The following is a 22,449-nucleotide window of genomic DNA, read 5'->3' on the forward strand; positions in this document are numbered from 1 at the left end:
GTTGGCCATGCGGCTCCAGCTCCGCCCACAAGCTCTGACGAGTGGCGCACTAGATGGCAGGATGAACCCTTGTGCGGGACGTATGCGTGATCGGGCTCGGGTTGATCGGTGGTTCGCTGCTGCGCGCGGCGCATTCGATCGGCCGCACCACGTTCGGGGCGACGACCTCCGAAGCTGACGCGGACGCCGCCAGCAGAGCGGGTTTCGACGTCACCACGCAGGTCGAGGCGGCGCTGAGCAAGGCGGCGGAGCGGGACGCGATGATCGTGCTCGCGGTGCCGCTGCCCGCGGTCGAAGAGGTGCTCCGCACTGTTTCGCGGGTCGCCGGGCACTGCGTGCTCACCGACGTGACCAGCGTGAAGGGGCCGGTGCTCGACTCGGTGCGACGCCGCGCGCCGTACGCGAAGTTCGTCGGCGGGCATCCGATGGCCGGGACGGCGAACTCGGGCTGGAAGGCAAGCAACCCGGCGTTGTTCGGCGGCGCGGCCTGGGTGCTGGGCGTCGAACACGACACCGATCTGACGGCGTGGGCGGAGGTCGCCCAGCTCGTGCTGGACGTCGGCGCGCACGTCGTACCGCTGCCCGCGGATTCGCACGACGAGACGGTCGCGCGGATCTCGCATCTGCCGCATATCTTCGCGGCCATCCTGGCCACGATCGGCGCGCAGGGCGGGCCGCTGGCGATGTCGCTGGCCGCCGGGTCCTATACGGACGGCACGCGGGTGGCCGGTTCGAGTCCGGCGCTGGTGCGGGCGATGACCGAGGGCAACCGGGACGCGCTGCTGCCGATCGTCGACGAGGCACTCGGGCGGCTGGGTGCCGCGCGGGGATCGCTGGCGTCGACGGGTGGTCTCGCGGTGACGGTCAACGCGGGTCACGAGGGCGCGCAAGCGTTTGCGGCCAGCAAGGACGCGGAACGCGCTGGGGTGCGGGTCAGCCTGAGCGCCCCGGACGCGCGCGACGGCCTGATCGCACTCGGGGAGCGCGGCGGCCGGATCACGGCCATCGAGGGCGACATCGCGATCGGCGAGGTCTCCTGACGCGTTTCGTCCTCTGAATGCGGTCCTTGCGTGTGCAAGTACCGCATTCAGAGGACGAAATGCGGGAGGTGGGGGGTTACTGGCCCTGCGGCGGGTTCTGGGGCTGGGGGTTGTCGGGGGTGTCGTCGAACTTGTTGATGAACCCCTTCGCCTTCTCGACCCCCGAGTCGATCTGGGAGTCGTGACCGGAGAACTTCGACTTGGCGAAGTCGGCCGCCTTGTCCAGGCCGCCCTCGATCTTGTCGTTGTGCTCGCGGAGAGCGTCGGTGGCCTTGTTCTTCAATTCATCGAAGTTGATGCCCATGGCCACATCGTCACACAGGTACGAGTGAACACGCCTCGACGATCACCCGTCATGGGGACGCTCAGAACGGCCGGTCGCCCGCGATGGCGACGCGTTCGGCCACCCGCGCGTACGGGTGGTAGTCGTTGACGGCGTAATGCTGGGTGGCGCGGTTGTCCCAGAAGGCCACCGAACCCGGCCGCCAGGCGAAGCGCACCTGGAACTCCGGGATGTGCGCCCGGCTGAACAGGTACCGCAGGAGCCTGTCGCTCTCGTCTCGGTCGATGCCGACGATGTGCGTAGTGAAGGCCTGGTTCACGAAGAGGGTGCGGCGTCCGGTCTCCGGATGCGTGCGGACGACCGGATGCTCGACCGGTGGGAACGCGTCTTGGTGGCGCAGCAGGAGTTCCGGGTCGGAGAAGCGGTCGAAGCCGGGGATGAAGTCGTGCACCGCGGTCAACCCGTCGATGCGTTCGCGGACGTCTTCGGGCAGGTTGTCGTAGGCGGCGGCCATGTCGGCCCACATCGTGTCGCCGCCCACCGGCGGGACCTCGATCAGCCGCAGGACCGAACCGAGCGCCGGCGCGGGCCGGAACGTGACGTCCACGTGCCAGATGTTCTCGAACGCGGGCATGGTCGCGGACCGGGCGAACCGCGTGGTGTCCTCGGTCTCGCCCGTCGGGATGAACGGGTTCTTCTCCAGTTCACCCCAGTTGGCGGCGAACGCGCGCTGGTGCGCCGAAGTGATGTCCTGATCGCGGAAGAACAGCACCTTCCACTCCAGCAGCGCGCGGTTCAGCTCGGCGTGGAGCTCGGGTGTCAGCGGACGGGCGAGGTCGACGCCGCCGATCTCGGCACCGATCACCCTTCCCAACGGGCGTAGCGAGAAAAGCTCGTACGGACGCTCCTCGACGCCTTCCGGCAAGCGCCGCAGCAGGCGCGGCCCTTCGAGGATCCCGCCGTCGGGGACGGTCGCGGGGCGGAGGCGGACACGGTCGGGCAGTTCGATGGACATGGAGGCTCCCTGGATTCACCGTCGGACGACTTGGCGAGATGAGGAGCTACGCGGGCGGAGAGCCCAAACGTCCATAGCGCAGGAAGAGCGCGACGGCACCTTCACCCACCGAACGGATCGGCGAGGACTCCAGGATGGCGGACACGTGGCCATCGTCGGCGCGTTCTGGCATGCGGTCAACATCGTCCACGGGCCGGGACGATCATCGTCTCCGTTCGGACGGGAAGCTGCCCGACCACGTGTTCCGGTGCTCGCGTGGCCGCAGTGCCTCGGCCAGCACCCACTGCGAATGTGTCGTGCCGCCCCGGCCCACCGGCCCGAGCTGGAAGGTGACCCAGCCGACCCAGTGCCCCGTCGTCGTCGCCCGCCACATCCCCAGCAGTCCGGGGACGGTGGCGGTGAGATCCAGGCCGTCGGGCAGGCGGGTCTTCACCGCGCCGACGGGGTACACCAGCGTGAGATCGACCCACACGGGCTGATTGGGCCGGACCATGTGCAGGTGACGCGGCCCCGGCGGCAGCGTGTCACCAGTGTCGAGCATGCGTCGATTATGCGTGAAAACTCGAACATTAGTTCGAGATGATGCTCACCCATCCCCCGTCCGGGTGGGGTGGGTCAGGCGCGGCGGTGATACGGCAGGAAGCGCCGGACCAGCCGCAACGGCGCGCGTTCGACGAGGTCGGGACCGCGCACGGCGTCGAAGGCCGCGCCGATCTGGTCGACGACGCCGGACAGTTGCTCGTTGTCGGGCATCGGCATCTCCGCCGGGTCCCGTTCCTCGCGGACGGCGGCCGCGAGTTCGGCGAGGGCCGCCGTCAGGAGCGCGACGTCGGCTTCGTCGGGGGCGGGGGCGCCGCGCCCGAGGGTGACGCCGACCTCGGTGACGGCGTCGGCGACGCGTTCGAGCCCGGCGATCACCGGCCACCAGGCGACGGCCTGCCGTCCGGCGGCGGAGGGTTCGACGACGACCTGCTGAAACGCGGTCCGCAGGTCCGCCAGCGCGCGGTAGGCGCGGCGGCGGGCGCGTGACCGTTCCAGGCGTGCCTCGCCGGACGGCGCGAGCACGAGTCCTTTGTCGACGTACTTCACCAGGCTGTCGAGGCTGTCGGCGAGCCGTCCGCCGACCTGCGGGCGTCGGCTACCCGGCCAGAGCAGGTAACCGAAGATCAGCACGATCGCGCAGCCGAGCACGGTGTCGACGAGCCTCGCGAGCACGATGTTCCAGCTTCCGGTGCTGGCGAGGTCCATCTGCAGGATGATCAGCGGCGTCACGAAGGCGCTGAGGATGCCGTAGTTGCGCACCTTGCCGACCGCGACGCCGCCCGCGAAGACGGCGATCAACAGGACCAGCAGCCAGCCTTCGCCGCCCGCGGCGAGCACGGCCGCGCCGATGCCGACGCCGATCACCGTGCCGATGCCGCGCAGCACGGCGCGGCCGAAGACCGAGCCGAAGTCCGGTTTGAGGACGATGCCGACGGTGAGCGTGATCCAATAGGACCGTTCGAACGGGACGAGCAGCGCGACGACTTCGGCGATCGCGACGCACAGCGTGAGGCGGAGCGCGGCGAACCAGGTGAGGGGGCCGGAAACCAGCGAAGCCGCCCAGCCGCGAAGGCGTTTGTGCCACGGCTGGACCTCGCGTCGTTTCCGGTTGTCGCCCTTGCCTATCCGGGCGAGCCCGGCGTAGAGGGCGGCGAGGACCGGGTCGGCGTCTTCGGGCGCTTCGGGTGGCTCGGGCAGTTCCTGGTTCGCGAGGACGGCGGCCGAGGTCGCGATGAAGTGATCGATCACGTCGTCCGGGGCGTGGCGGCCGGCGTTGACCATCGCGACCGACGCCTCGACGGCGGGGGTGCTGGCCGAGAGCAGGTTGAGCAGCTGGCGGTAGGTGGCGTCGCGGCCGGACAGCCAGGAGCGGGCGGTGAGCAGCCGGTCGTACGCGGTGTTCATCGCGGTGGTGAGCTGGTGCCGCGCGACGCGGGAGGTGGCCTCGTCGGTCGCGGAGAGCATCGCGGCGAGTTCGACGTAGACGTGCGCGACGGCGCCGCGTTCGGGGCTGGTGGCGCGGAAGGTCCAGGTGGCGAGCGCGATCAGCAGGCTCCAGGCGGCGCCGACGCAGAAGTAGCCGAGGAGGACTTCGACGCGCAGGCCGGTGACGTGCTGGCCGGTGCCGAGCACGCAGAAGACGAACATCTGCAGTCCGGCGACCGACGCGTTGCTGCCCGCCGCGCTGATCAGCGCGGAGATCGCCGCGACCCCGACGACGACCGGGATGGACGCGGCGGGGATGCCGCCGGTGATCAACCCGGCGAAGTAGCCGAGACCTGCCGCCGCGGTGGCTCCGCCGAGCCGCCGGGCGCGGTAGCGGTACGGGCCGGCGGATTCGGAAAGGACGGTCGGCAGGGCGCCGGTGGAGACGAGCGCGCCGACTCCGATGTCGCCCAAGGCGTAGCCGACGGCGAGTGGGACAGCGAGGGCGAGGACGGCGCGGGCGACCATGTTCCACGGAATGGGAACCGGTGTGCTGCGGAGCAGCTGCACCAGCCAATGTGGTGCGGCGATCTCGCGGCGCGGCGTGCTCACGCCCCTATCTTTACTTATCCGTGGCGTTCGGAGCGGTTATCGTCGCCACATGGGCAAGACGTACTCCTTCGAGGTCAACCGGACGAGCAGCGCCCCGCCCGCTTCGCTGTTCGCGCTGGAGGCCGACGGTTCCCGGTGGTCGGAATGGGCGAAGCCGGTGGTGTTCCACTCGCGCTGGGCGCGGGAACCGGGCGCGGACTGCGTCGGCGCCGTGCGAGCCGTCGGCCTGTGGCCGGTGTATCTCCACGAAGAGACGCTGGAGTACGAACAGGACCGAAAGCACGTCTACGGCTTCGCGGGTCTCGCGCTGCTGAAGGACTATCGCGCCGAAGTGTCGTTCACGCCGAACGCTTCCGGCGGAACGGATCTGCGATGGACCGGCCGGTTCACCGAACCGCTGCCCGGCACCGGCGCCGGCATCCGCACGGCCCTGCGCGCCGTGATCTCGATCCTGGCCACCCGCCTGGTGAAACACGCCGAACGCCCCTGACCCCACCCCCCGCCCTTCCCAAGGGGGGCGACCCCGAGTCCAGTCTACCGGCGGAAGGCGACGGGAACGGGCGATCGGCGGAGTTGTCCACAGACGACGATGGTTGTGGACAACTCCTGTGGGTAGGCGAAGGACGCCATAGCCACATTGGACGCGGCGAAGGACGCCTTCGCCCCATAAGTGAGAGAGAACCTCAGCCCGCGCCCAGGCACAGGAAAGGGCGGCGCAGCGGATCGGCCGCGGTCGCTTCCGCGAGCGCCAGGGCGGGCGCGGTCCCCAGCGCCAGCCGCCGGTGCAGATCGGCCATCGCGGCCGCGGCCGCCTTGTCGCCGACCCGCGCGATCGCGCCGATGACCGTCCGCGAACCGCTGGCGAGCAACGTCCCGGCGAAACCGAGCGCCTCCTCGCCGGGCCGGATATGACTCATCGCGAGTTCGCACGCGGCCAGCACCACCCGCTCCGGCGGCTTCGCGAGCCGGGCGGTTTCGTGCGCGTACAACGGGCCGTCGACCAGTTCCAGCCGCGAGAACAACGCGTTCGCCGGTTCGTGCGCGCCGTGCGCGACCAGGTGCGCCATGCCGGAACCGTCCAAAGCGGACAGGACGGCGTCGCTGGTCGCGTCCTTCCCGTCGACGAGCCGGGCCTGCGGGTACACGGCCCGGAGGTTCCGCACCTCACCGACCGAACCCGGCACCCCCGGCCCGCCGGCGAGCAGCACCGGACCGGAGTTCCGCCGCCCGGACGCGGTCACCCAGGCGGTCGCCGACGGCGCGATCGACACCGGATGTCCGTGCAGTGAAGGCAAAGCACCCCAAGGCAACGCGTACAGCGAACCGATCGGCACGATGATCAGCTCACGGTTCTCCAGCGTCTTCGCCAGCGACGCGGAGATCAGCCGGTCCAATTTGTCCGCCCGGCGCCGCGCGGAACCGGTGACGACCTCGACCAGCGGCGCGGGCAGGTTGTCCGGCGCCAGCGCGTCGAGGTCCGCGTGCAACTGCCGCGCGGTCTCGACGATCTCCCCGAGCGGCCCCAGCTTCAGGAGCCGGAACCGGCCGCGGTCGACGACCACCGCGTACAAGGTGTCGCGATACCCCATCAGGCTGACCAGCACGCGATCGCCGAGCCGCTCGACCACCTCTTCGGGTGCCGAGACGGGCCTCGGGCGACCCCATTGGCTGGTGTACCACCCGAGCCGCGTCGCCTCCCGCTGCAAACGGTCGTAGCGCTCCTCGAGCTGCCCGACCGGTTCACCGGACAGCCGCCGCGCCTGGATCGTCCCCTGCACGTGCCGCATTTCGTTGATGTGCCGGGCGAGCGCGGGATCCTCGATGACCGGGAGCGGCTCGTAGCGGTACACCTGCGCGCGCGTGCGTTCCAGCCACGCGAACAGGCTCTTCGCGCCGGCGCCGCTGCGCCTCGCCTTCTTGAGCACCAGCGTCAGCGCGAGTTTGCCCAGCTCTTCGCCGTGCGCCGCCGTCCCGCAGACGAGGTCGAGCCCGCCCATGCGGTCGCGGATCTGCCCGAGTTCCGCGAGCCCGGCCCGCGCCTGCGCGAGCGCCGAACGCGGCCGGTGGGACGCCACGGCGAGTTCGGCCCGGCACAACCGCAGCTGCATCCGGTGGTCGATCGGCGTGGTCTGCCGCGGTTTCGGCACCTGCGCCAGCAGCGTCTGTGCGGCGGCCGTCTCCCCGCGACGGATCAGCAGCCGCACCGCGAACATCCGGGCCGCGCCCGCTTCGTCGCGCAGCCCCAGGCCCGCCAACCGGATGGCGAGTTCGGCCAGCCGCTCCGGCAGTTTCGCGGGCGGTTTCTTCTCCCGGTCCGCCAGGACCTTCACCGCGTCCGCGCGGAGCCTGGTCAGTTCGGCGATCTCCGCCCAATGTCCTTTGCCACGCCGCAGGAAGCTCCGCCGCGCGGACGTCGCGAGCTTCTTCGCCAACGCGTAGTCGTGCTCGAGGATGGCGGCCCCCGCCCTGGCGACCTCCGCCTCCGCCTCGTGCTGGACCGATCCGTTGCGCCGCAACTCCGGCAGGGCCTCATCGAGATGCCGCGCGGCCTCCTCGGCGAGTCCGGCGGTGAGCAGGGCCTTCGCCTGGTCGAGCCGGACGAGCGGCAACGAGCCGGGTCCGTCGGTGACGAAGATCGAGGCGGCCTGCTCGTAGTGCCGGAGCGCCTCGGGGATGTCGCCGAGCAACTGGGCGTGATCACCCAGGTTGTGCCGGATCTTCCCTTCGAGCATCCGGTGGCCGTGCTCGACGGCGAGGTCCAGCGCGTCGATCAAATCCTTGTAGGCGGCGTCCGGGTTGCTCATCTCGAGGTGCAGCCAGGCTCGGTTCACCAGCGATCTGGTCAGCACCAGGCTGTACTTGTCCGCTCTCGCGGCCAGTCCCGGCAATGCCGCGCTGTTGAGGGCGAGCGACTCCTCCAGCCGTCCCGCACGCATCAGCACGACGGCACGCTGCAGCACGACCGTGTAGCTCAGCTCCCGGCGGATATCGCCCTGGGGCAACAGAAGCCGGACGCGTTCCGCTTCGTCCAGCCTGGCCAAGCCGTCCTCTTGAGACGTGATCTCCGCTTCCGCGGCGGCGAGGCTGATGAGGATCCGGACCCGGATCTCCAGCCGCTCGGTCCTGTCCGGTTCCACCGGTCCCAGGCGTGACAGACCGCGCTGCAACAACCGGATGGCCGCACCGGGACCGTGATCGGAGGCCGCGGCCCGGGCCCGGCGGTGCAGATCGGCCGCCTCCTCGGCTACGGAATCGACGGCAGGAAGCGACGCGGGCACACGCACTATGGGAGCACACCCACGCCGCATAACGGAACAGCCGTCCGGTCAGAGCACCACTGTCGGGGTCACGACGGTCCGGCGACAGGTCACGTCGCCGAGGTGGACCACGATCTGGGTCGTCCCTTGGGGCACGTTGTCCAGCACGAACCGGCCTCCCTCGTCGGCGGTGGTGGAACTCGTCCCGTGCTCGGCGACGCGAACCTCCACTCCGTACTCGCCGGCGGGCACGAGCCAGCCGTCGATCCGGTGTTTCTTGCCGATCTTGGTGAGGTTGATCATCACGGTCAGATCGCTGACGGTGAAGGTGATCGTGCCGGTGTCGCTGCCGCGAACGCCCGCCGTGGCGTCCATCCGTTCCCAGCGGGCGACCTCGACGTCGAGGTTTTCGAGCGCGAGCGCGAATTGAACCCGCTGCACCAGGTCTCCCGGCGGCGGGTCCAGTTCGTCCATGAAGCGCCCGATATCGGCGAGCAACTCCTCATCGCCCGGGGAGGTCATCTCCCCCGGCGTCCCGAGGTCGTTCATCGGCTTCCCCCTTCGTGGGCCAGCAGGTCGCGCATCGATTCGAGGCAACGGCCCCTGGTCGGGCCGACACTTCCGCGCGGCATCCGGAGTGCTTCGGCGACCAGTTGGTATTCGGCCCGCCCGGCGAGCACGGTCAGCCGAAGGAGCTGCTGACAGCGGTGCGGCAGGCGGAGGAAGGCGCGCCAGACCCGGCGATCCCGGTCGGCGCGGACGGCTTCCTCTTCGGGGGCCGGATGGGTGCTCTCCATGCTTTCGGCCAGCTCGTCGGTCAGCGGGACGGGCTGAGCGCGGCGGCCGAAGGGATGCTGTGCCTCGCGCCTGGTGGTGGTGATCAACCAGGCGGCGAGCGCTTTGGGGTCACGAAGTTTTTCGAGCTGGCTGAAGAGCGCGAGCCACACCGTTTGGACCACGTCCTCGGCGGTCAGGCGGTCGAGCCCGTTCGCGCGCGCGACATGCCACACGAGCGGGGTCAGCTCGTGCACAAGTCTGTCCATCGCCTGGCGGTCACCGGCCCGCGCCGCGCGCATGCAGGCGGCATGCAGGTCGGCACCGGTCAGTCCTTCCCATGGCGGGTCTACCTCGGTCGTTTGCACGTCGGTCACCGTATCTGCCCCACTTCGGACGTGTCTTCGTGTCGGCGCTGGCAGTATCGCGGGCCCTTCGGGGAGAAGGAGCGTGCAAGAGGCTCTGGGATACATCAAGTCACTAACTTTTTTGTCGAGTTTCGGTCGTCCCCCTCGGCGTGGGCGGAGGACAAAGGCACCGGCCGGCGCGAGTAGGTGTGGACTGCGCACCGGCCGGTCCTTTTTTCCCTCCCCCCGGGCCCGCTCCCCAACGGGCCCGCGTCCGGGCGTCCCCCTCCCCCGAAGGAGCACCCGGAGGCAATGCCCGGAGGCCCCCTCGGCCTCCGGACATCACCTGTCTGTGTTGAGTCAGTTCACCGTCGGATTCGTGCTGTGCGGGTCGTAGTTGCCGTCCGGACTCGTGCCGGGTCGGGGCGGGACCGGCGCCGTGATCGGCTTCGACTTCGGGGTCGTCTCTTCGAGGTCTTCGGTGGCCGTGGCCTCGTCGTCGACGGGCGCGGTGTTGGTCTCGGTCGTCATCGGGTGTCCCTCATTTCCTCGACTGCTCCATAGGACGCAACGAGGCTGCCACCAGATACACGCAGAGCCAGCTTTTTCATGGAAATTTCTTAATCTGTGGCAAGCGAGTGACCTGATCAGCGCTTTTGGCCCGAAAAGGTGTCGCTGAGTAGCCGACGGCTCACGTCCGCGAGTTGCCCGGCCCAGCGCCAATAGCCCTCGGGACCGGGGTGGAAACGGTCCTCGGCGAAGGTCGCGGGGTCCAGCATCGCGGCGGGCATCGGGACGTGGACGACGCCGGGCAGCAAGGCCAGCCGGGCGGCCGCGGCGTCGAGGACGGCCGACCGCGCGCCGAGGACGTCCCGCAGCGGACGCGGCAGCGAGGGGAACCGGCCCATCGGCGGCACACCGGCCAGCACCACCGGGACCCGTCCCACGCGACGTCGCAGTGCGACGATCAGGTCGAGCAGGTCACGCCGGTAGCGCGTGGCCGAATGCAGTTCGATCGTGTCGTTGACGCCGAGCGCGATCACGACGAGGTCGGCGGGTTCGAGCAGCGGCAGCAGGTCCTCGCGCACCACACGGGCGTTGGCGCCGGTCCGGCCGAGTGCCTGCCAGGCGACCGCGCGGCCGTCCCGCGCGAGTTCCTCCGCGAGCCGCCCAGTCAGCGCCTCGGCGTGTGTCGCCGCGCCGACCCCGTCCACAGTGGACTCGCCGAGCACCGCGAGCCGCACCGGGTCGCCGTCGCCGGCCACCAGGCCGGTGACCGGCCCCGCGGCACCGGGCAGCCTTGGTGTCGTACGGCGCACCCGGACGGCTTGCGCGAGCAGGATCGGGGCGAGCACCACCGCACGGCTGATCACCTCGCGACCTTACTGCCGCGTTTCGTCCTCTGAACGCGATCGTTGCGCACGCAACAACCGCATCGAGAGGACTAAATGCGGGAGGTCAGCCGTGGGCGATCGAGACCGTCTGGCGGACGAGAGAGTCGTCCGCGGCCGCGCGGAGCAGGTAATCGGCGACGTCGGCGCGGTTGATGCTGTAGCTCCCGCGGACGTTGCCGTCGGTGCGGGCGGCGATCTCGCCGGTGTGCGGCCCGTTCAGCAGACGCGGCGGACGCACGATCGTCCAGTCGAGGTCGCTCGCGCGCACGATCCGCTCGGCGGCGATCATGTCCGTGAACGCGTGCCGGAGGATCCTGCCCAGGATCGGCTTGACGACGTTCCTGGTGAAGAAGGTGTCGCCGTCGACGAACGGGCCGCTGGCGCTCACCAGCAGCAGCCGCCGGACACCCGCCGAGCCGAGCGCGGCGACGGCGGCGCGGGCCCCGTCGGTGACGATGGTCGTCGGGTTGCGGTCGCGGGCGCCGAGGGCGGAGATCACCGCGTCGCGCCCGGCCACCGCCTCGGTCAGCGCGCCGTGCTCGGACAGCTGCGCGACGACCACTTCCAGCAGGTCTCCTTCGACGTCCAGCCGGGACGGGTCGCGGACGACCGCGGTGACGTGGTGGCCGGCGGCCAACGCCTGCTTGACGACTTCGGAACCGACCCCGCCCGTGGCACCGAGAACAGTGAGCTTCATGGTCACGCCTTCCTGGGTTAGTGAACACTCACCCACTATGGTGAGTGTTCACTAACCACTTGTCGAGCGAACGCTGAGAAGCCCTCAGGAGCGAACATGGGAAGCCGCGAGGAGATCGTCGCCGCGGCGGCGAAGGTGATGCGCGAGCAGGGCTACGCGCATGCCACGACGAAGGCCATCGCGCAGGCGGCTGGCTACTCCGAGGCGTTGCTGTACAAGCACTTCAAGGACAAGACCGAGATCTTCACGAGCGTGCTCACCGAGCGGCTGCCCGCGCTCGGGTCGACCTTGGACGAGCTGATGGACACCACGGGGACACCGTCGGACACCCCGCTCGCGACGAACCTCGCCCGGCTGGCGCGGATCACGCTGTCGTTCTACCTGGAGAGCTTCCCGATCGCGGTGTCGCTGTTCTCGTCACGGGAGTTGCTCGCGACCCACCGGGAACGGGTCCTGAGCCGGGACCGCGGGCCGGACGTCCCGCTCGTGCGCGTCGCCGAGTACCTGCGGAAAGAGGCCCGGCTCGGCAGGATCCGCGAGGACGCGGATCTGGACGCGGCGGCGTCACTGCTGCTCGGGGCGTGCTTCCAGTACGCGTTCCTGGCGTCCTTCGAGGACCGCGAACCGTCCACGGAGGAGCTGGACGAATGGGCGGAACGGCTCGCGGCGACACTCCTGGTCGCGGTGGCCTCGTGAGTGTTCAGGACGGTTCTACCCGTCCTAGGCTTCGGTCCGCGAAGGTTCTGGGGGCGTGTTGCGAAAGCCACTTTCGCAACCTTCAACGTGGCGAAAGTGGCTTTCGCAACACTCGGCGACAACCGAGTGTCTAGCCGCCCTCACCACTCACGAGGCCCGATGACCTACTTGCCCTTCTCGGCCCGCATCTCGTGCCACTTCGCGTACATGTCGTTGAGCTCCTTGATCATGAAGCTCAGGAAGTCGCGCATCTCGGCGACCCGCTCACCCGCCGGCGTGTCCGGCCCCAGCGCCGAAACGCCCTCGTCGGCCGCGTCGCGCCACATGGTGATCATGCGGTCGCGTTTCATGAAGGTGGCGTACCAGAGGTCGTCGAAGAGCCGGTAGTGGTCGCGGCGCGAGCCGGGCTCGCGTTCCTTGGCGACCAGCCCGATCTGCTCCAGGTACCGCACGGCCCCCGAGATCGCGGCGGGGCTCACCGACAGCTGGTCGGCCAGCTCGGCCGCGGTGAGACGGCCCGCGTCGGTGGTCATCAACGCGGCGAACACCCTGGCGGGCATCCGCTGCATCCCGATCTGGGAGAGCGTGAGGCCCAGGTGCTCCACGTAACGGCGGACGGCGTCCTCGTCTCTCTGCGTGCTCGAAGCACTCTCAGGCGTCGTCGTCATGGGCACATCCTCTCTCACTTCCCCCAGAGTGATCACACCATCCATACGTTTTCTTAACTTCACAACTTCGTGAAATCACTGTACCTTCAGCTTCATGGAAAACGCCATCTCCATCTCCGGCCTCCACAAATCCTTCGGCCGGACCAAGGCTTTGGACGGCCTCGACCTGCGGGTACCCGTGGGGGAGGTGCACGGCTTCCTCGGCCCGAACGGCGCGGGGAAGTCGACCACCGTCCGGGTCCTGCTCGGTCTGCTCCACGCGGACTCGGGCGACGTCCGCCTGCTCGGCGGCGACCCGTGGAAGGACGCGGCGAGCCTGCACCGGCGCCTCGCCTACGTCCCCGGCGACGTGAACCTCTGGCCCAACCTCTCCGGCGGCGAGGTGATCGATCTGCTGGGGCGGCTGCGGGGCGGGCTCGATCAGCGCCGCCGCAAGGATCTCGTCGAACGTTTCGACCTCGACCCCAAGAAGAAGGGGCGCACCTACTCCAAGGGCAACCGGCAGAAGGTCGCGATCGTGGCCGCGCTGGCTTCGCACGTGGACCTGCTGATCCTCGACGAGCCGACCTCCGGTCTCGACCCGCTGATGGAGGCCACCTTCCAGTACGCGATCCAGGAGGAGCGCGAGCAGGGCCGCACGGTGCTGCTGTCGAGCCACATCCTGGCCGAGGTCGAGGCGCTCTGCGACAAGGTCAGCATCATCCGCAACGGGCGCACCGTCGAGACCGGCACGCTCGCCGAGCTCCGGCACCTCACCAGGACGTCGATCTCGGCCGAACTCGCCGGACCTCCGAACGGGCTCACCGAACTCCAGAACATCCACGACCTCAAGGTCGAGGGCAACCGGGTCCGCTTCGACGTCGAAACCCGTTCCCTCGACGAAGCGCTGCGGCAGCTCACCCAGGTCGGCGTCCGCAGCCTGGCCAGCCAGCCGCCGACGCTGGAGGAGCTGTTCCTCCGCCACTACACCACCGAAGCGAGCGCGAAATGACCGCGACGCTGGAGCGCCCGGCCGTCGTTTCCGGACCGGCGCACGGACTGGTCGGCACCTGGCAGCTCACCCGGCTGGCGCTGCGGCGGGACCGGATCGTCCTGCCGATCTGGATCGTCCTGCTCGGGATCATGCCCTCGACGTCGTCGGGCACGTTCGAAACCCTGTACCCGACGGCCGCCGAACGGGCCGGGCTCACCGCAAGCATGGGCGCGAACCCGTCCCTGTCGCTGATCTACGGCCCGGCCTTCGACCTCTCGACCGCGGGCGGGTTCACCGCGTGGCGGCTCGGCGGTTTCCTCGCCCTGGTCATCGGGCTGATGGCGGTCTTCACCGTCACCCGCCACACCAGGGCCGAGGAGGACTCGGGCCGCGCGGAACTGCTGGCCTCCGCGGTGGTCGGCCGGTACGCCCTGCTGACCGCGGGTGTGCTGGTGTCGGCCGGGGCGAGTGTCCTCATCGGACTCGTCGAGACCGGGCTGATGATCGGCGCGAAGCTGCCCGTCGAAGGGTCGCTCGCGCTCGGCGCCGCCACCGCGGCGACCGGTCTGGTCTTCACTGCGGTCGCCGCGGTCGCCGTCCAGGTGGCCGAATACTCGCGGACGGCCAACGGGATCGGCGCCACCGCCGTCGGGGTCGCGTTCCTGCTGCGCGCCGTCGGTGACTCGACCTCGGACGCGACCTGGGTCTCCTGGCTTTCCCCGATCGGGTGGGCACAGCGGATCCGGCCGTTCGCCGACGAACGCTGGTGGGTGTTCTTGCTGCCACTGGCCGCGACCGGGGTCGTCGGCGCGATCGGTTACGCGCTCCTCCCGCGACGCGACGTCGGCACCGGCATCATCCCGCCGCGTCCCGGCCCCGCCGAAGCCGCGGCGTCGCTGCGCAGCCCGTTCGCGCTGGCGTGGCGGCTGCACCGGGGTCCGTTGCTCGGCTGGCTGATCGGCACGGCGGTCTGCGCCGCGGTGTTCGGCTCGGTCGCGAGCGGGATCGGCGACGTCGTCGGGGAAAGCCAGCAGGCGAAGGAGATCTTCCAGCGTCTCGGCGGCACGGACGGGCTGGTCGACGCCTTCATGGCGGCGATGACCGGACTGTTCGCCATGGTCATCGCGCTCTACGGGGTGCAGGCCGCGTTGCGACTGCGCACCGAGGAGACCGCGGTGCGGGTCGAGCCGCTGCTCGCGACGGGCGTGGGCAGGATGCGGCTGCTGGGGAGCCATCTCGTGTTCGCGTTCGGCGGCACCGCGCTGATGATGGTCGTCAGCGGTGTCCTCTTGGGACTGTCGAACGGGATGCGGTCCGGCGGGGTCGGCGACGCGGTCGGCGACATGGTGGTCGCGTCGCTGGCGCAGCTTCCGGCGGTGTGGGTGATCACCGGGCTCGCCGTGACCCTCTTCGGCCTGGCGCCGAAGTTCACGACGGCGGCGTGGGCGATCGCCGGGCTGGCGTTGCTGCTCAGCCTGTTCGGCCCGGTGCTGAACCTGCCGCAGGCGATCGTGGACGCCTCACCGTTCTCGCATGTTCCGAAGCTGCCCGCCGCGGAGTTCACCGCGACACCGCTGGTCTGGCTGACCGGGGTCGCCGTGGTCGCGCTCGTGGCCGGGCTCATGGGCTGGCGGCGTCGCGACATCGGCTAGCCACAGGGGATGACCGTGGAGGCCGTTCATCGGGGGCGGCCTTCACGGTCCTCAGTCGCTTCGGAACCCGGTGGTGGCCGAAGGCGGCAGCGCCGTCGAGGTGGGTGAGGGCGTCACGGTCCTGGTCACCGTGCGCGGCGCCGGCGTGCTGGTCCGCGTGATGACGAGCGGCTCCGGGGCGCTCCCCGGCACGGTCACCGTGACCGGCCCGACCGAACGGGACGTCGAGGTCGGGGACGGGGTCGTGCCGACTTCGTAGACGCGGGGCTGTGGCTCACGGCTGGCGACCAGGAGCGCGGCGACGAGCAGCCCGGTCGCGAGACCCGCGATGGCCGCGACCGTGACGGAACCCTGACTCGACATCCGGCACCCCCTCGCCATGCGAAGCGCAGGTACGGGGACTACTCGCGTTGATCTTACGTTTTGTTACGTAGCGTGCGCAAACCGTCGACAATGATCCGCACGAGATGCCGCTCTTCGAGTGAGTACCGTTCGGCGGCGAGACACCCGGCGATCAGGGCGCGCAGGTCGTCGCCGTCGATGTCCTCACGCACCGCGCCCGCGGCCTGTGCCCGGGTCAGCAGCGCCTGCGTCGCCGAGCGGAAATCGTCGCCCGCGCTCGCCTTGAAACCCAGCCCGGTCGTCTCGGCGAGCGCGTCGCAGAGGGCCCGGTTACGGGACGCCTGATGGACGACGCGTCTGAAGAAGTCGAAGAACGCTTCGCCGGGGTCTTCGGCGGTCAGCAGGTCGCGGGCTTCCCGCGCGAACTGTTCGAGACGGTCCACGACGACGGCCTGGAAGAGCGCTTCCTTACTGGGGAAATGCCGGTAGACGGTACCCGCGCCGACACCGGCCATGCGGGCGATCTCGTCGAGGGGGACGGCGAGGCCGTCGACGGCGAAGGCCTCTTCGGCGGCCGCGAGCACCTTCGCTCGGTTGCGGCGCGCGTCGGCGCGCAGCACGGGCTTGTCCACTGTTCCCCCTCCTCAACCGGGTCCGGCGTTCCGATTCAACGCCGGCGGCGACGAGGGCATTCCTCACTGGACCGCGGTCTGCGTCCCGTCCGGTGTGAGCAGCCCTTGGACCGTGGTGAAGAGGTACTCCCAGACACCCGGGATCAGCACCACCGCAGCGACCGCGAACACCGGGAAGATCAGCCGGTTCTCCACCTTCTTGCCGGTGCGGAACCGCAGCGGTTTCGGCGGCCGGATCTCGTACCAGGTCTCGCCCGCGATCGGGATCGGGAACAGGAACGGGCAGCCGGATTCGGTCAGCGCGTCACCGAGGCAGTGCACGAAACACCCGGCCGCGACGGCGATGCCGAGCCAGCCGGAGATCTCCGCGAGCTGCGCCGCCTTGTCCGGCGGGGCGGTCCACACCCACCAGCCGACGGCGGCGCCGCTGACCGGCAGGAGCCAGTCGCCCAGCGCGCCTTCCGCGAGCAGCAGGCCGAGCACGACGACGCCGAACACGGCCCAAGGCCCGCCCTCGGTGGTCCCCCAGGAGGTCAGGAAACCAAGGCCGACGGCGAACAGGACGGTGTGCGAGAGATGGCGGTGCTTACCGGTGACCTTCTCGTCCCGAGGCCCCTTGGTCAGCGCGTAGAGCCCCGCCGAAACGCGGCGAAGTACCCATGAGATCGCGCCGGTGAACCAGCCGAGCAGCTTCGACGCGCGAGCGCCCGGATGGTCGAGGTCGGGAAGGAGGGCGAAACCCGCCGTGGTCGCGGCGAAGACGACCGCTTGGTGCACCGTGCCCGCTCCGACGGCGGGCGCGAGCGCGAGGCCCGCGCACCACCCCGTCAGGGCATGCGTCCGCCCCATCATCTTGCTGCCCCCAGGTGTCGCGGATCACGAGCCCACGACCGTAGCGGGGGATCAGGCGGGGGGCTCCTCCGACACGCTGAGGTGTTCGGCGACGCCGGTGAGCTCGATCACGCGGCTCACCTGGGGGCTGGGCACCAGTTCGAGCTCGACCGCCTTCTCGGCGGCCTGGCGCTGCGCCTGGAGCACCACGTTCAGCGCCGAGGAGTCGAAGAAGGTCACGCCGGTCAGGTCGGCGACCACCCGGCCGGACGGTTTGTCCGTGATCAGGGCCCCGAGGGTCTCCTGAAGCTGCGGGCTCGTCAGCAGGTCGAGCTCACCGGTCACCACCACACGCGGTTCAGACGCGTCGGCGTCCAGCGTGATGCTGAAACCGGGCGGCGTGGTGTTCTGGTCCGCTGCGGGCATGCACATTCTCCTCATCAGGTGAGAACCGACGCTCAGCGCCGGAACGCGCCTGTGGTCTCAAGCGACGGCCGCGCCCAGTCCGGACACGGACGCACGCTCTTCTTCGGCGGGTAGGCGTGGCTGTCCCCGCAACGACAGTCCCAACCCTAACCCAGTACGGACGGGGCGCCACGATCGCCGTCGTGCGCGTCGCCGACCGGTGGCCGGGGCGCGCTCAATGCGCGGTCAAGGCCTTGCGCCCGGCGCGGCGTTCACGAAGGAACAGCTCGCGACGCTCGATCTCACCGAGGCCACCCCAGATGCCGTACGGCTCCTGCACCGCGAGGGCGTGCTTGCGGCACTGCGCCAGCACGGGGCAGGTCTGGCAGATCGCCTTGGCGCGCGATTCGCGCCGCTCACGGGCGGAACCGCGTTCGTTGTCCGTGTGGAAGAACAAGCTGCTGTCCGCGCCTCGGCACGACCCACGGAGCTGCCAGTCCCACTCTTCCGCCACCACGTTCGGCAGCCGGCTCACGTCAGCCATGTCGGTCCCCGCCTTCCAAGGAGATCGTTTGTCGCCGGTTACATGCCCGCCCCCTGCACGGCTCAAACGTGGGTTTGGTTTGCTCACACCCAGGGCATCTGACGGAGCGGCAGCGCAGCTCGAGAGAGGAACACACGTGGTGGACAACACCCCGCCCGGCGGGGAGGGCGCTCAACTCATCGAGGTACGCACGGCCGCGGTACCGCACGTGGTACCCACCCTCCGTACGATCGTCGCGGATATCGCGATGCGCCAGGACTTCGATCTGGACGCCGTCGAAGACCTCCGGATGGCGGTGGACGAGGCGTGCTCCATGCTTCTCCCTTCGGCCGCCGACGGCCATCTGACCTGCGTCTTCTCGTGGAAGGACGGGCGGATCGAGGTGACCGTCTCGGTGCTTTCGGACTCCCCGGAACCCGACGACGAGACCGGTCTGTCCTGGCAGCTGCTCACCGCGCTCGCGACGTCCGCGCGGCGGAGTGTCACCCCGGCCGACGGCGGCTACCTGTCCAGGGTGGAACTCGTCCGGGAGAGCGAGGCGGCCCGGCCGTGACCGAACCCGTCGGGCAAGACGGCGCGGATGTCCCGGTCCTGTTCGAGCGCATGTGTGCGCTGCCCCCGGACGCCCCGGAGCGCGAGGCGCTGCGGGACGAGCTGGTGCGCGCGCACCTAGAACTCGCGCGCAATCTGGCGCGCAAGTTCCGCAACCGGGACGAGTCGATGGAGGATCTGGTCCAGATCGCGACGATCGGGCTGATCCATGCCGTCGACCGGTTCGATCCCGGTCAGGGCAGCGACTTCCTGGCCTTCGCGGTCCCCACCATCTCCGGCGAGCTGCGGCATCACTTCCGTGACAACAGCTGGTCGGTCCGGGTGCCGCGGCGGCTCAAGGAGCTGAACGCGAACATCTCGGCCGTGCGCGAGGAGCTCACCGTCCGGCTCTCGCGCGCGCCGAAACCCAGTGAGATCGCCGCGCATCTCGGCGTCCCGATCGACGAGGTCTACGAGGGGCTCCGGGCAGGCCAAGGCCGCTATGGGGCCTCGCTGGACAACCTCCTGGAGAACTCGGCGCACACCCGCTTCGGCGAGGCGGACGCCAATCTGAGCCAGGCGGAGCTGCGGGAAGCGCTACGGCCGATGCTGGAACGGCTGCCCGATCGCGAACGCAAGATCGTCGCGCTGCGGTTCGGGTCCGGGATGAGCCAGTCGGATATCGCGCGCCGGGTCGGCGTTTCCCAGATGCAGGTGTCAAGGCTGCTGGCCGCCACGCTCAAGAAACTGCGTGAAGGATTGACCGAGACGGAACTCACCGACGGAGTCTGATTCGACCTCGGCCCTTGTGGGTATCAGGGAGGCGAACAGCGGATCTGGGAGTCTCTCGTGAGGGGAGGTGCGGAACCATGACGATGTCCAAGACGCGATCGGAGGGCTCGTTGCCGGTGGTCTCCCTGCCCCTGCCGGTCGATGTGACGGCACCCGCCGTCGCGCGACAGGCCGTGCGGACGACTCTCGGGAACCTCGGCCTCGACGGGCCGGAAGTCGACGACGTCCTCTTGGCCACCTCCGAGCTTGTCACGAACGCCTTCGAGCACGGAGAGAAGCCGGACAGGCTCGAAGTCGAGTACTCCGACGGAAGGCTCACCCTGCGGGTCTTCGACTCCGGTACGAACCGGCCGAAGCTGAAGGAGCCGTCGCCGATGGCGGCGCGCAGCCGCGGTCTTCAGCTGGTGCACGCCTTGGCCGACGACTGGGGACACGAGCTCTGCTCGGGCGGCAAGTACGTCTGGGCCGTGTTCAGTCTTGCTCGAGCCGACGCTTCAGCTTGAGCGCGGCGTCCGTCTCGGCGATGCGCTCGCGGAGCGATTTCCGCTCCAACGCTTCGACGGCGGCGACCAGCACCTCCCTGAGCGGGTACGGCAGTTCGGCTTCCAGCTGGGCGGCCGCGGCGCTGGTCGCCGCCCATTCCGCTTCGAGCGTCGGCATCAGGCCGAGTGTCTTCTCGGTCAGCGAGACGATCCTTTGGCGGGCGTCCGTCCCCGGCCGGAGCGAGACGAGGTCCTGACGCGCCATTTGCGCGATGGTCTGGCTGGCCGCGGAATGGGTGACGCCGACTTCGGCGGCGAGGTCGCGGATGGGCAGCGGCCCGTGCGCGACGATCGCGCGGACGAACGGCGTGAACCGCGGCCGGTAGTCCCCCAGCCCGATGTCCTCGAAGAACGCGGAGACGTCCGCTTCGGTCACGTCGAGGACGTGCCTGAGCAAAGTGCCCATCCCTCGTTCGCGCGGCGGCCTCCCCACCAGCGGATCATAACGACATACTTCTGAGATGACGCCCGAAGAGCTGCTGACGACCACCCGGACCGTCCGCAAACGACTGGACCTGACCCGGCCGGTGCCTCTCGAACTGGTCAAACACGCCCTGCAGGTCGCGCTGCAGGCGCCGAGCGGGTCGAACACCCAGCGCTGGCACTGGCTGGTGATCACCGATCCCGGGCAGCGGGCCGAGCTCGGGAAGCTCTACCAGCGGGCGTGCCGCGAGTACCTGGATTCCCCTCGGGCTGCGGGAAAGCTGTTCGCGGACGACCCCCAGCGCTCGAAGGTGCAGAAACGCGTCGGCTCCAGCGTCGAGTACCTGGCCGACAAGATGGGCGAAGTGCCCGTGCACGTCATCCCGTGCCTGGAGACCGACAGCGCGGACCTGCCCGCCGGGAACCAGGCCGGGCTGTGGGGGAACCTGCTGCCGGCGGTGTGGAGCTACATGCTCGCGGCGCGGGCGGTCACGCTCGGCACGGCGTGGACCACGCTGCACCTCGCGTACGAGAAGGAGGCCGCGGAGATCCTCGGCCTGCCCGAGAACGTGCACCAGGCCGCGCTCATCCCGACGGCGTTCTACACCGGCGACACGTTCAAGCCCGCCGCGCGTCAGCCGCTGGAAGAGGTCATGCGGCTGGATCGCTGGTGAGGTAGGACTCCAAGCGGTCCGCGAGTTCCTTGGGGTGACTCAAGGGCACGGAGTGCGAGCCGTCGATCTCGTCAGGGGCGAAACCGAGCCTGTCCTGGACGACCCGGCGTTGGAACTCGGGCGGGAAGAAGCGGTCTTCACGCGCGATGAGCACCTTCGTCGGGACGTCCGGCCACTTGTCCAGCGGCCACGGCTGTCCCCATTCGGCGCTGACCTGGTTCCGGGCGTGCGAGCCCGCCTCCGCGACGATGTCTGCGGGGACGCCGTTGTAGAACTGCTCTTCTTCGCTGAGGCTTTCGTCGGACTTGAAACCCGTGTTGCCCCACCAGTCCCCCGGTGACTCGCCCGGCTTCGGGACCATCGGCGTCAGCATCACGAGAAGCCGCGGTGAAAGCTTCTCGGCCACCAGCGGCGCGGTGAAGCCCCCATAGGAATGGCCGAGCACGACCAGGTCCCCGCGATCGCCGATGGCGTTCACGACGGCTTCCACGTGTTCCGGGAAGCCCGCCTTTTCGTCGTCGATCGGCAGGTCGACCGCGACGACGTCGTGCCCGCGCCCGGTCAGTTCCGCCTCGAGGAGGTGGAAGTCCCAGGCGCTGCCGCCACCGCCGTGGATCAGTACGAAGGTCGCCATGTCCCCAGCCAACCCGAAACCGGGCTGATCAGCAACGACCGAGCATGTCGCTGAGTGCGCTCTTCTCCGCTGTCGTGATCGTGAGGCCGTAGTAGTGCTTCACGGTGATCCAGTCGGTGGCGTAGGTGCACCAGAACGAGACGAGCGGCGGCTTCCACTGGTCCGGCGCCTTGTCGCTCTTCTCCTGGTTGACGTTGTCGGTGACGGCGAACAGCTGCGGCCGGGTCAGGTCGTTCGCGAACTGGCGCCGCTTCTCGTCGGTCCACGATTTCGCGCCGCTGACCCAGCTTTGCGCGAGCGGCACCATGTGGTCGATGTCGACGTCGGTCGGCTTCGTCCAGGTCTCGCCGTCGTAGATGCTCGTCCAGCTGCCGGAGGTCGGGGCGCAGTCGGAACCGGTCTTGACGTCCTTGCCGTCGCGTTTGAGCACGAACTCGCGGGTGTTGCAGTTGTTCCCCTGGTTGTCCCAGTGCGGGTACTTCTTGCGGTCGTAGCCGTCCATCGAGCCGCGCGGGGCGACGGTGAGCTCGTCCAGCTGCTTGCGCGCGTCCGCCGCGCTCGCCGGGTTCGCGGGCTTCGGCTGCAGCGCGTCGCCCTTGCCGCTCACGAACCAGAACACCGCGAGCACGACGGCGGCGAGCGTGATCAGCAGGAGCAACCGCTGAGCAGTGGTCATCTGGCTGGTACGCGTGGCCACCGCGCGGTTCCTCTCGACGGGGGGAT

General features: G+C 69.6%; 28 protein-coding genes. 9 read left to right on the forward strand and 19 right to left on the reverse strand.

Annotation, left to right across the window (positions count from 1 at the left end):
* Positions 1–86: 86 nt before the first annotated feature.
* Positions 87–1,040, forward strand: a complete 954-nt coding sequence (locus ED92_RS04470; protein WP_037333234.1) for a prephenate dehydrogenase — start codon at positions 87–89, stop codon at positions 1,038–1,040.
* Between the two features lie 76 nt (positions 1,041–1,116).
* On the opposite strand, the gene ED92_RS04475 is transcribed toward ED92_RS04470, so the two are convergent.
* From ED92_RS04475 to ED92_RS04490, 4 genes are all read right to left on the reverse strand, one after another.
* Positions 1,117–1,344, reverse strand: coding sequence for an antitoxin (locus ED92_RS04475; RefSeq protein WP_016330787.1), 228 nt, complete (start codon positions 1,342–1,344; stop codon positions 1,117–1,119).
* Between the two features lie 61 nt (positions 1,345–1,405).
* Entirely contained in the window at positions 1,406–2,338 is a 933-nt protein-coding gene (locus ED92_RS04480) for a TauD/TfdA family dioxygenase (protein ID WP_037333238.1), read from the reverse strand.
* Between the two features lie 202 nt (positions 2,339–2,540).
* Entirely contained in the window at positions 2,541–2,879 is a 339-nt protein-coding gene (locus ED92_RS04485) for a hypothetical protein (RefSeq protein WP_037333240.1), read from the reverse strand.
* A 74-nt stretch (positions 2,880–2,953) separates the two neighbouring features.
* Positions 2,954–4,918, reverse strand: a complete 1,965-nt coding sequence (locus tag ED92_RS04490) for an FUSC family protein (protein WP_037333243.1) — start codon at positions 4,916–4,918, stop codon at positions 2,954–2,956.
* 49 nt (positions 4,919–4,967) lie between these two features.
* On the opposite strand from ED92_RS04490, the gene ED92_RS04495 reads away from it, so the two are divergent.
* Positions 4,968–5,408 carry an SRPBCC family protein gene (locus tag ED92_RS04495; RefSeq protein ID WP_037333247.1) on the forward strand — a complete coding sequence of 147 codons (441 nt, stop codon included), beginning with the start codon at positions 4,968–4,970 and terminating at the stop codon, positions 5,406–5,408.
* A 193-nt stretch (positions 5,409–5,601) separates the two neighbouring features.
* Here the strand turns inward: ED92_RS04495 and ED92_RS04500 are convergent, their stop codons facing one another.
* From ED92_RS04500 to ED92_RS04520, 6 genes are all read right to left on the reverse strand, one after another.
* Positions 5,602–8,202, reverse strand: coding sequence for a CHAT domain-containing protein (locus ED92_RS04500; RefSeq protein ID WP_081975696.1), 2,601 nt, complete (start codon positions 8,200–8,202; stop codon positions 5,602–5,604).
* A 42-nt stretch (positions 8,203–8,244) separates the two neighbouring features.
* Positions 8,245–8,724: a hypothetical protein gene (locus tag ED92_RS04505; protein WP_037333250.1), complete on the reverse strand. Its 480-nt coding sequence runs from the start codon at positions 8,722–8,724 to the stop codon at positions 8,245–8,247.
* On the reverse strand, positions 8,721–9,326 hold the full coding sequence (locus tag ED92_RS04510; RefSeq protein WP_007030724.1) for an RNA polymerase sigma factor: 606 nt from the start codon (positions 9,324–9,326) through the stop codon (positions 8,721–8,723). Before ED92_RS04510 ends, ED92_RS04505 begins: the two co-directional genes overlap by 4 nt.
* Before the next feature lie 330 nt (positions 9,327–9,656).
* Positions 9,657–9,827, reverse strand: a complete 171-nt coding sequence (locus ED92_RS42965; RefSeq protein WP_162836882.1) for a hypothetical protein — start codon at positions 9,825–9,827, stop codon at positions 9,657–9,659.
* Positions 9,828–9,943: 116 nt separating this feature from the next.
* Positions 9,944–10,669 (reverse strand): SGNH/GDSL hydrolase family protein, encoded by a 726-nt coding sequence (locus ED92_RS04515; protein WP_037333253.1) that lies wholly within the window; start codon positions 10,667–10,669, stop codon positions 9,944–9,946.
* Between the two features lie 85 nt (positions 10,670–10,754).
* Entirely contained in the window at positions 10,755–11,387 is a 633-nt protein-coding gene (locus ED92_RS04520) for an NAD(P)-dependent oxidoreductase (RefSeq protein WP_037333255.1), read from the reverse strand.
* A 96-nt stretch (positions 11,388–11,483) separates the two neighbouring features.
* On the opposite strand from ED92_RS04520, the gene ED92_RS04525 reads away from it, so the two are divergent.
* Positions 11,484–12,083, forward strand: coding sequence for a TetR/AcrR family transcriptional regulator (locus tag ED92_RS04525; protein ID WP_037333259.1), 600 nt, complete (start codon positions 11,484–11,486; stop codon positions 12,081–12,083).
* A gap of 164 nt (positions 12,084–12,247) precedes the next feature.
* Here ED92_RS04525 and ED92_RS04530 read toward each other — a convergent pair whose 3' ends face one another.
* Positions 12,248–12,751 carry a GbsR/MarR family transcriptional regulator gene (locus ED92_RS04530; RefSeq protein ID WP_037333262.1) on the reverse strand — a complete coding sequence of 168 codons (504 nt, stop codon included), beginning with the start codon at positions 12,749–12,751 and terminating at the stop codon, positions 12,248–12,250.
* A 94-nt stretch (positions 12,752–12,845) separates the two neighbouring features.
* Between ED92_RS04530 and ED92_RS04535 the strand changes: the two genes are divergently transcribed.
* Positions 12,846–13,742 carry an ABC transporter ATP-binding protein gene (locus tag ED92_RS04535; RefSeq protein ID WP_037333264.1) on the forward strand — a complete coding sequence of 299 codons (897 nt, stop codon included), beginning with the start codon at positions 12,846–12,848 and terminating at the stop codon, positions 13,740–13,742.
* On the forward strand, positions 13,739–15,376 hold the full coding sequence (locus tag ED92_RS04540) for an ABC transporter permease (protein ID WP_052120265.1): 1,638 nt from the start codon (positions 13,739–13,741) through the stop codon (positions 15,374–15,376). Before ED92_RS04535 ends, ED92_RS04540 begins: the two co-directional genes overlap by 4 nt.
* 51 nt (positions 15,377–15,427) lie before the next feature.
* Here ED92_RS04540 and ED92_RS41775 read toward each other — a convergent pair whose 3' ends face one another.
* From ED92_RS41775 to ED92_RS04565, 5 genes are all read right to left on the reverse strand, one after another.
* Positions 15,428–15,739: a hypothetical protein gene (locus ED92_RS41775; protein ID WP_081975697.1), complete on the reverse strand. Its 312-nt coding sequence runs from the start codon at positions 15,737–15,739 to the stop codon at positions 15,428–15,430.
* Positions 15,740–15,792: 53 nt separating this feature from the next.
* Complete coding sequence (locus ED92_RS04550) at positions 15,793–16,350, reverse strand: TetR/AcrR family transcriptional regulator (RefSeq protein ID WP_037333271.1); 558 nt, start codon at positions 16,348–16,350, stop codon at positions 15,793–15,795.
* Positions 16,351–16,413: 63 nt separating this feature from the next.
* On the reverse strand, positions 16,414–17,199 hold the full coding sequence (locus ED92_RS04555) for a metal-dependent hydrolase (RefSeq protein WP_037336001.1): 786 nt from the start codon (positions 17,197–17,199) through the stop codon (positions 16,414–16,416).
* 54 nt (positions 17,200–17,253) lie between these two features.
* Positions 17,254–17,607: an STAS domain-containing protein gene (locus tag ED92_RS04560; protein WP_016330770.1), complete on the reverse strand. Its 354-nt coding sequence runs from the start codon at positions 17,605–17,607 to the stop codon at positions 17,254–17,256.
* Positions 17,608–17,821: 214 nt separating this feature from the next.
* A complete protein-coding gene (locus ED92_RS04565) occupies positions 17,822–18,130 on the reverse strand; it encodes a WhiB family transcriptional regulator (RefSeq protein WP_037315146.1) in 309 nt (102 codons plus the stop codon).
* A gap of 136 nt (positions 18,131–18,266) precedes the next feature.
* On the opposite strand from ED92_RS04565, the gene ED92_RS04570 reads away from it, so the two are divergent.
* From ED92_RS04570 to ED92_RS04580, 3 genes are all read left to right on the forward strand, one after another.
* Positions 18,267–18,683 carry an anti-sigma factor gene (locus tag ED92_RS04570; protein ID WP_037333273.1) on the forward strand — a complete coding sequence of 139 codons (417 nt, stop codon included), beginning with the start codon at positions 18,267–18,269 and terminating at the stop codon, positions 18,681–18,683.
* Positions 18,680–19,453, forward strand: coding sequence for a SigB/SigF/SigG family RNA polymerase sigma factor (locus ED92_RS04575; protein WP_037333276.1), 774 nt, complete (start codon positions 18,680–18,682; stop codon positions 19,451–19,453). Before ED92_RS04570 ends, ED92_RS04575 begins: the two co-directional genes overlap by 4 nt.
* A 77-nt stretch (positions 19,454–19,530) precedes the next feature.
* Positions 19,531–19,956, forward strand: a complete 426-nt coding sequence (locus ED92_RS04580; protein ID WP_037333278.1) for an ATP-binding protein — start codon at positions 19,531–19,533, stop codon at positions 19,954–19,956.
* Here the strand turns inward: ED92_RS04580 and ED92_RS04585 are convergent.
* Complete coding sequence (locus ED92_RS04585; RefSeq protein ID WP_052120267.1) at positions 19,925–20,401, reverse strand: MarR family transcriptional regulator; 477 nt, start codon at positions 20,399–20,401, stop codon at positions 19,925–19,927. The two genes, ED92_RS04580 and ED92_RS04585, sit on opposite strands and share 32 nt — an antisense overlap.
* A 55-nt stretch (positions 20,402–20,456) precedes the next feature.
* Here ED92_RS04585 and ED92_RS04590 point away from each other — a divergent pair, with 55 nt between their 5' ends.
* On the forward strand, positions 20,457–21,092 hold the full coding sequence (locus ED92_RS04590) for a nitroreductase family protein (RefSeq protein ID WP_037333280.1): 636 nt from the start codon (positions 20,457–20,459) through the stop codon (positions 21,090–21,092).
* On the opposite strand, the gene ED92_RS04595 is transcribed toward ED92_RS04590, so the two are convergent.
* The gene (locus ED92_RS04595; protein ID WP_037333283.1) at positions 21,070–21,726 is read right to left on the reverse strand and encodes an alpha/beta hydrolase; all 657 of its coding nucleotides are present in this window, start codon (positions 21,724–21,726) and stop codon (positions 21,070–21,072) included. The two genes, ED92_RS04590 and ED92_RS04595, sit on opposite strands and share 23 nt — an antisense overlap.
* Before the next feature lie 28 nt (positions 21,727–21,754).
* Positions 21,755–22,402: an HNH endonuclease family protein gene (locus ED92_RS04600; protein WP_369797390.1), complete on the reverse strand. Its 648-nt coding sequence runs from the start codon at positions 22,400–22,402 to the stop codon at positions 21,755–21,757.
* Between the last annotated feature and the right edge of the window lie 47 nt (positions 22,403–22,449).

Source organism: Amycolatopsis sp. MJM2582, from assembly GCF_000754115.1.
In the GTDB taxonomy this organism is placed as follows: Bacteria; Actinomycetota; Actinomycetes; order Mycobacteriales; family Pseudonocardiaceae; genus Amycolatopsis; species Amycolatopsis japonica.

Coding starts and splice junctions, on each gene's coding strand:
- ED92_RS04525 (WP_037333259.1), top strand. CDS start 11,484: ATGGGAAGCCGCGAGGAGATCGTCGCCGCGGCGGCGAAGGTGATGCGC.
- ED92_RS04495 (WP_037333247.1), top strand. CDS start 4,968: ATGGGCAAGACGTACTCCTTCGAGGTCAACCGGACGAGCAGCGCCCCG.
- ED92_RS04600 (WP_369797390.1), bottom strand. CDS start 22,402: ATGACCACTGCTCAGCGGTTGCTCCTGCTGATCACGCTCGCCGCCGTC.
- ED92_RS42965 (WP_162836882.1), bottom strand. CDS start 9,827: ATGACGACCGAGACCAACACCGCGCCCGTCGACGACGAGGCCACGGCC.
- ED92_RS04505 (WP_037333250.1), bottom strand. CDS start 8,724: ATGAACGACCTCGGGACGCCGGGGGAGATGACCTCCCCGGGCGATGAG.
- ED92_RS04595 (WP_037333283.1), bottom strand. CDS start 21,726: ATGGCGACCTTCGTACTGATCCACGGCGGTGGCGGCAGCGCCTGGGAC.
- ED92_RS04475 (WP_016330787.1), bottom strand. CDS start 1,344: ATGGGCATCAACTTCGATGAATTGAAGAACAAGGCCACCGACGCTCTC.
- ED92_RS04485 (WP_037333240.1), bottom strand. CDS start 2,879: ATGCTCGACACTGGTGACACGCTGCCGCCGGGGCCGCGTCACCTGCAC.
- ED92_RS04530 (WP_037333262.1), bottom strand. CDS start 12,751: ATGACGACGACGCCTGAGAGTGCTTCGAGCACGCAGAGAGACGAGGAC.
- ED92_RS04560 (WP_016330770.1), bottom strand. CDS start 17,607: ATGCCCGCAGCGGACCAGAACACCACGCCGCCCGGTTTCAGCATCACG.
- ED92_RS04555 (WP_037336001.1), bottom strand. CDS start 17,199: ATGGGGCGGACGCATGCCCTGACGGGGTGGTGCGCGGGCCTCGCGCTC.
- ED92_RS04540 (WP_052120265.1), top strand. CDS start 13,739: ATGACCGCGACGCTGGAGCGCCCGGCCGTCGTTTCCGGACCGGCGCAC.
- ED92_RS04585 (WP_052120267.1), bottom strand. CDS start 20,401: ATGGGCACTTTGCTCAGGCACGTCCTCGACGTGACCGAAGCGGACGTC.
- ED92_RS04520 (WP_037333255.1), bottom strand. CDS start 11,387: ATGAAGCTCACTGTTCTCGGTGCCACGGGCGGGGTCGGTTCCGAAGTC.
- ED92_RS04480 (WP_037333238.1), bottom strand. CDS start 2,338: ATGTCCATCGAACTGCCCGACCGTGTCCGCCTCCGCCCCGCGACCGTC.
- ED92_RS04565 (WP_037315146.1), bottom strand. CDS start 18,130: ATGGCTGACGTGAGCCGGCTGCCGAACGTGGTGGCGGAAGAGTGGGAC.
- ED92_RS04590 (WP_037333280.1), top strand. CDS start 20,457: ATGACGCCCGAAGAGCTGCTGACGACCACCCGGACCGTCCGCAAACGA.
- ED92_RS41775 (WP_081975697.1), bottom strand. CDS start 15,739: ATGTCGAGTCAGGGTTCCGTCACGGTCGCGGCCATCGCGGGTCTCGCG.
- ED92_RS04580 (WP_037333278.1), top strand. CDS start 19,531: ATGACGATGTCCAAGACGCGATCGGAGGGCTCGTTGCCGGTGGTCTCC.
- ED92_RS04535 (WP_037333264.1), top strand. CDS start 12,846: ATGGAAAACGCCATCTCCATCTCCGGCCTCCACAAATCCTTCGGCCGG.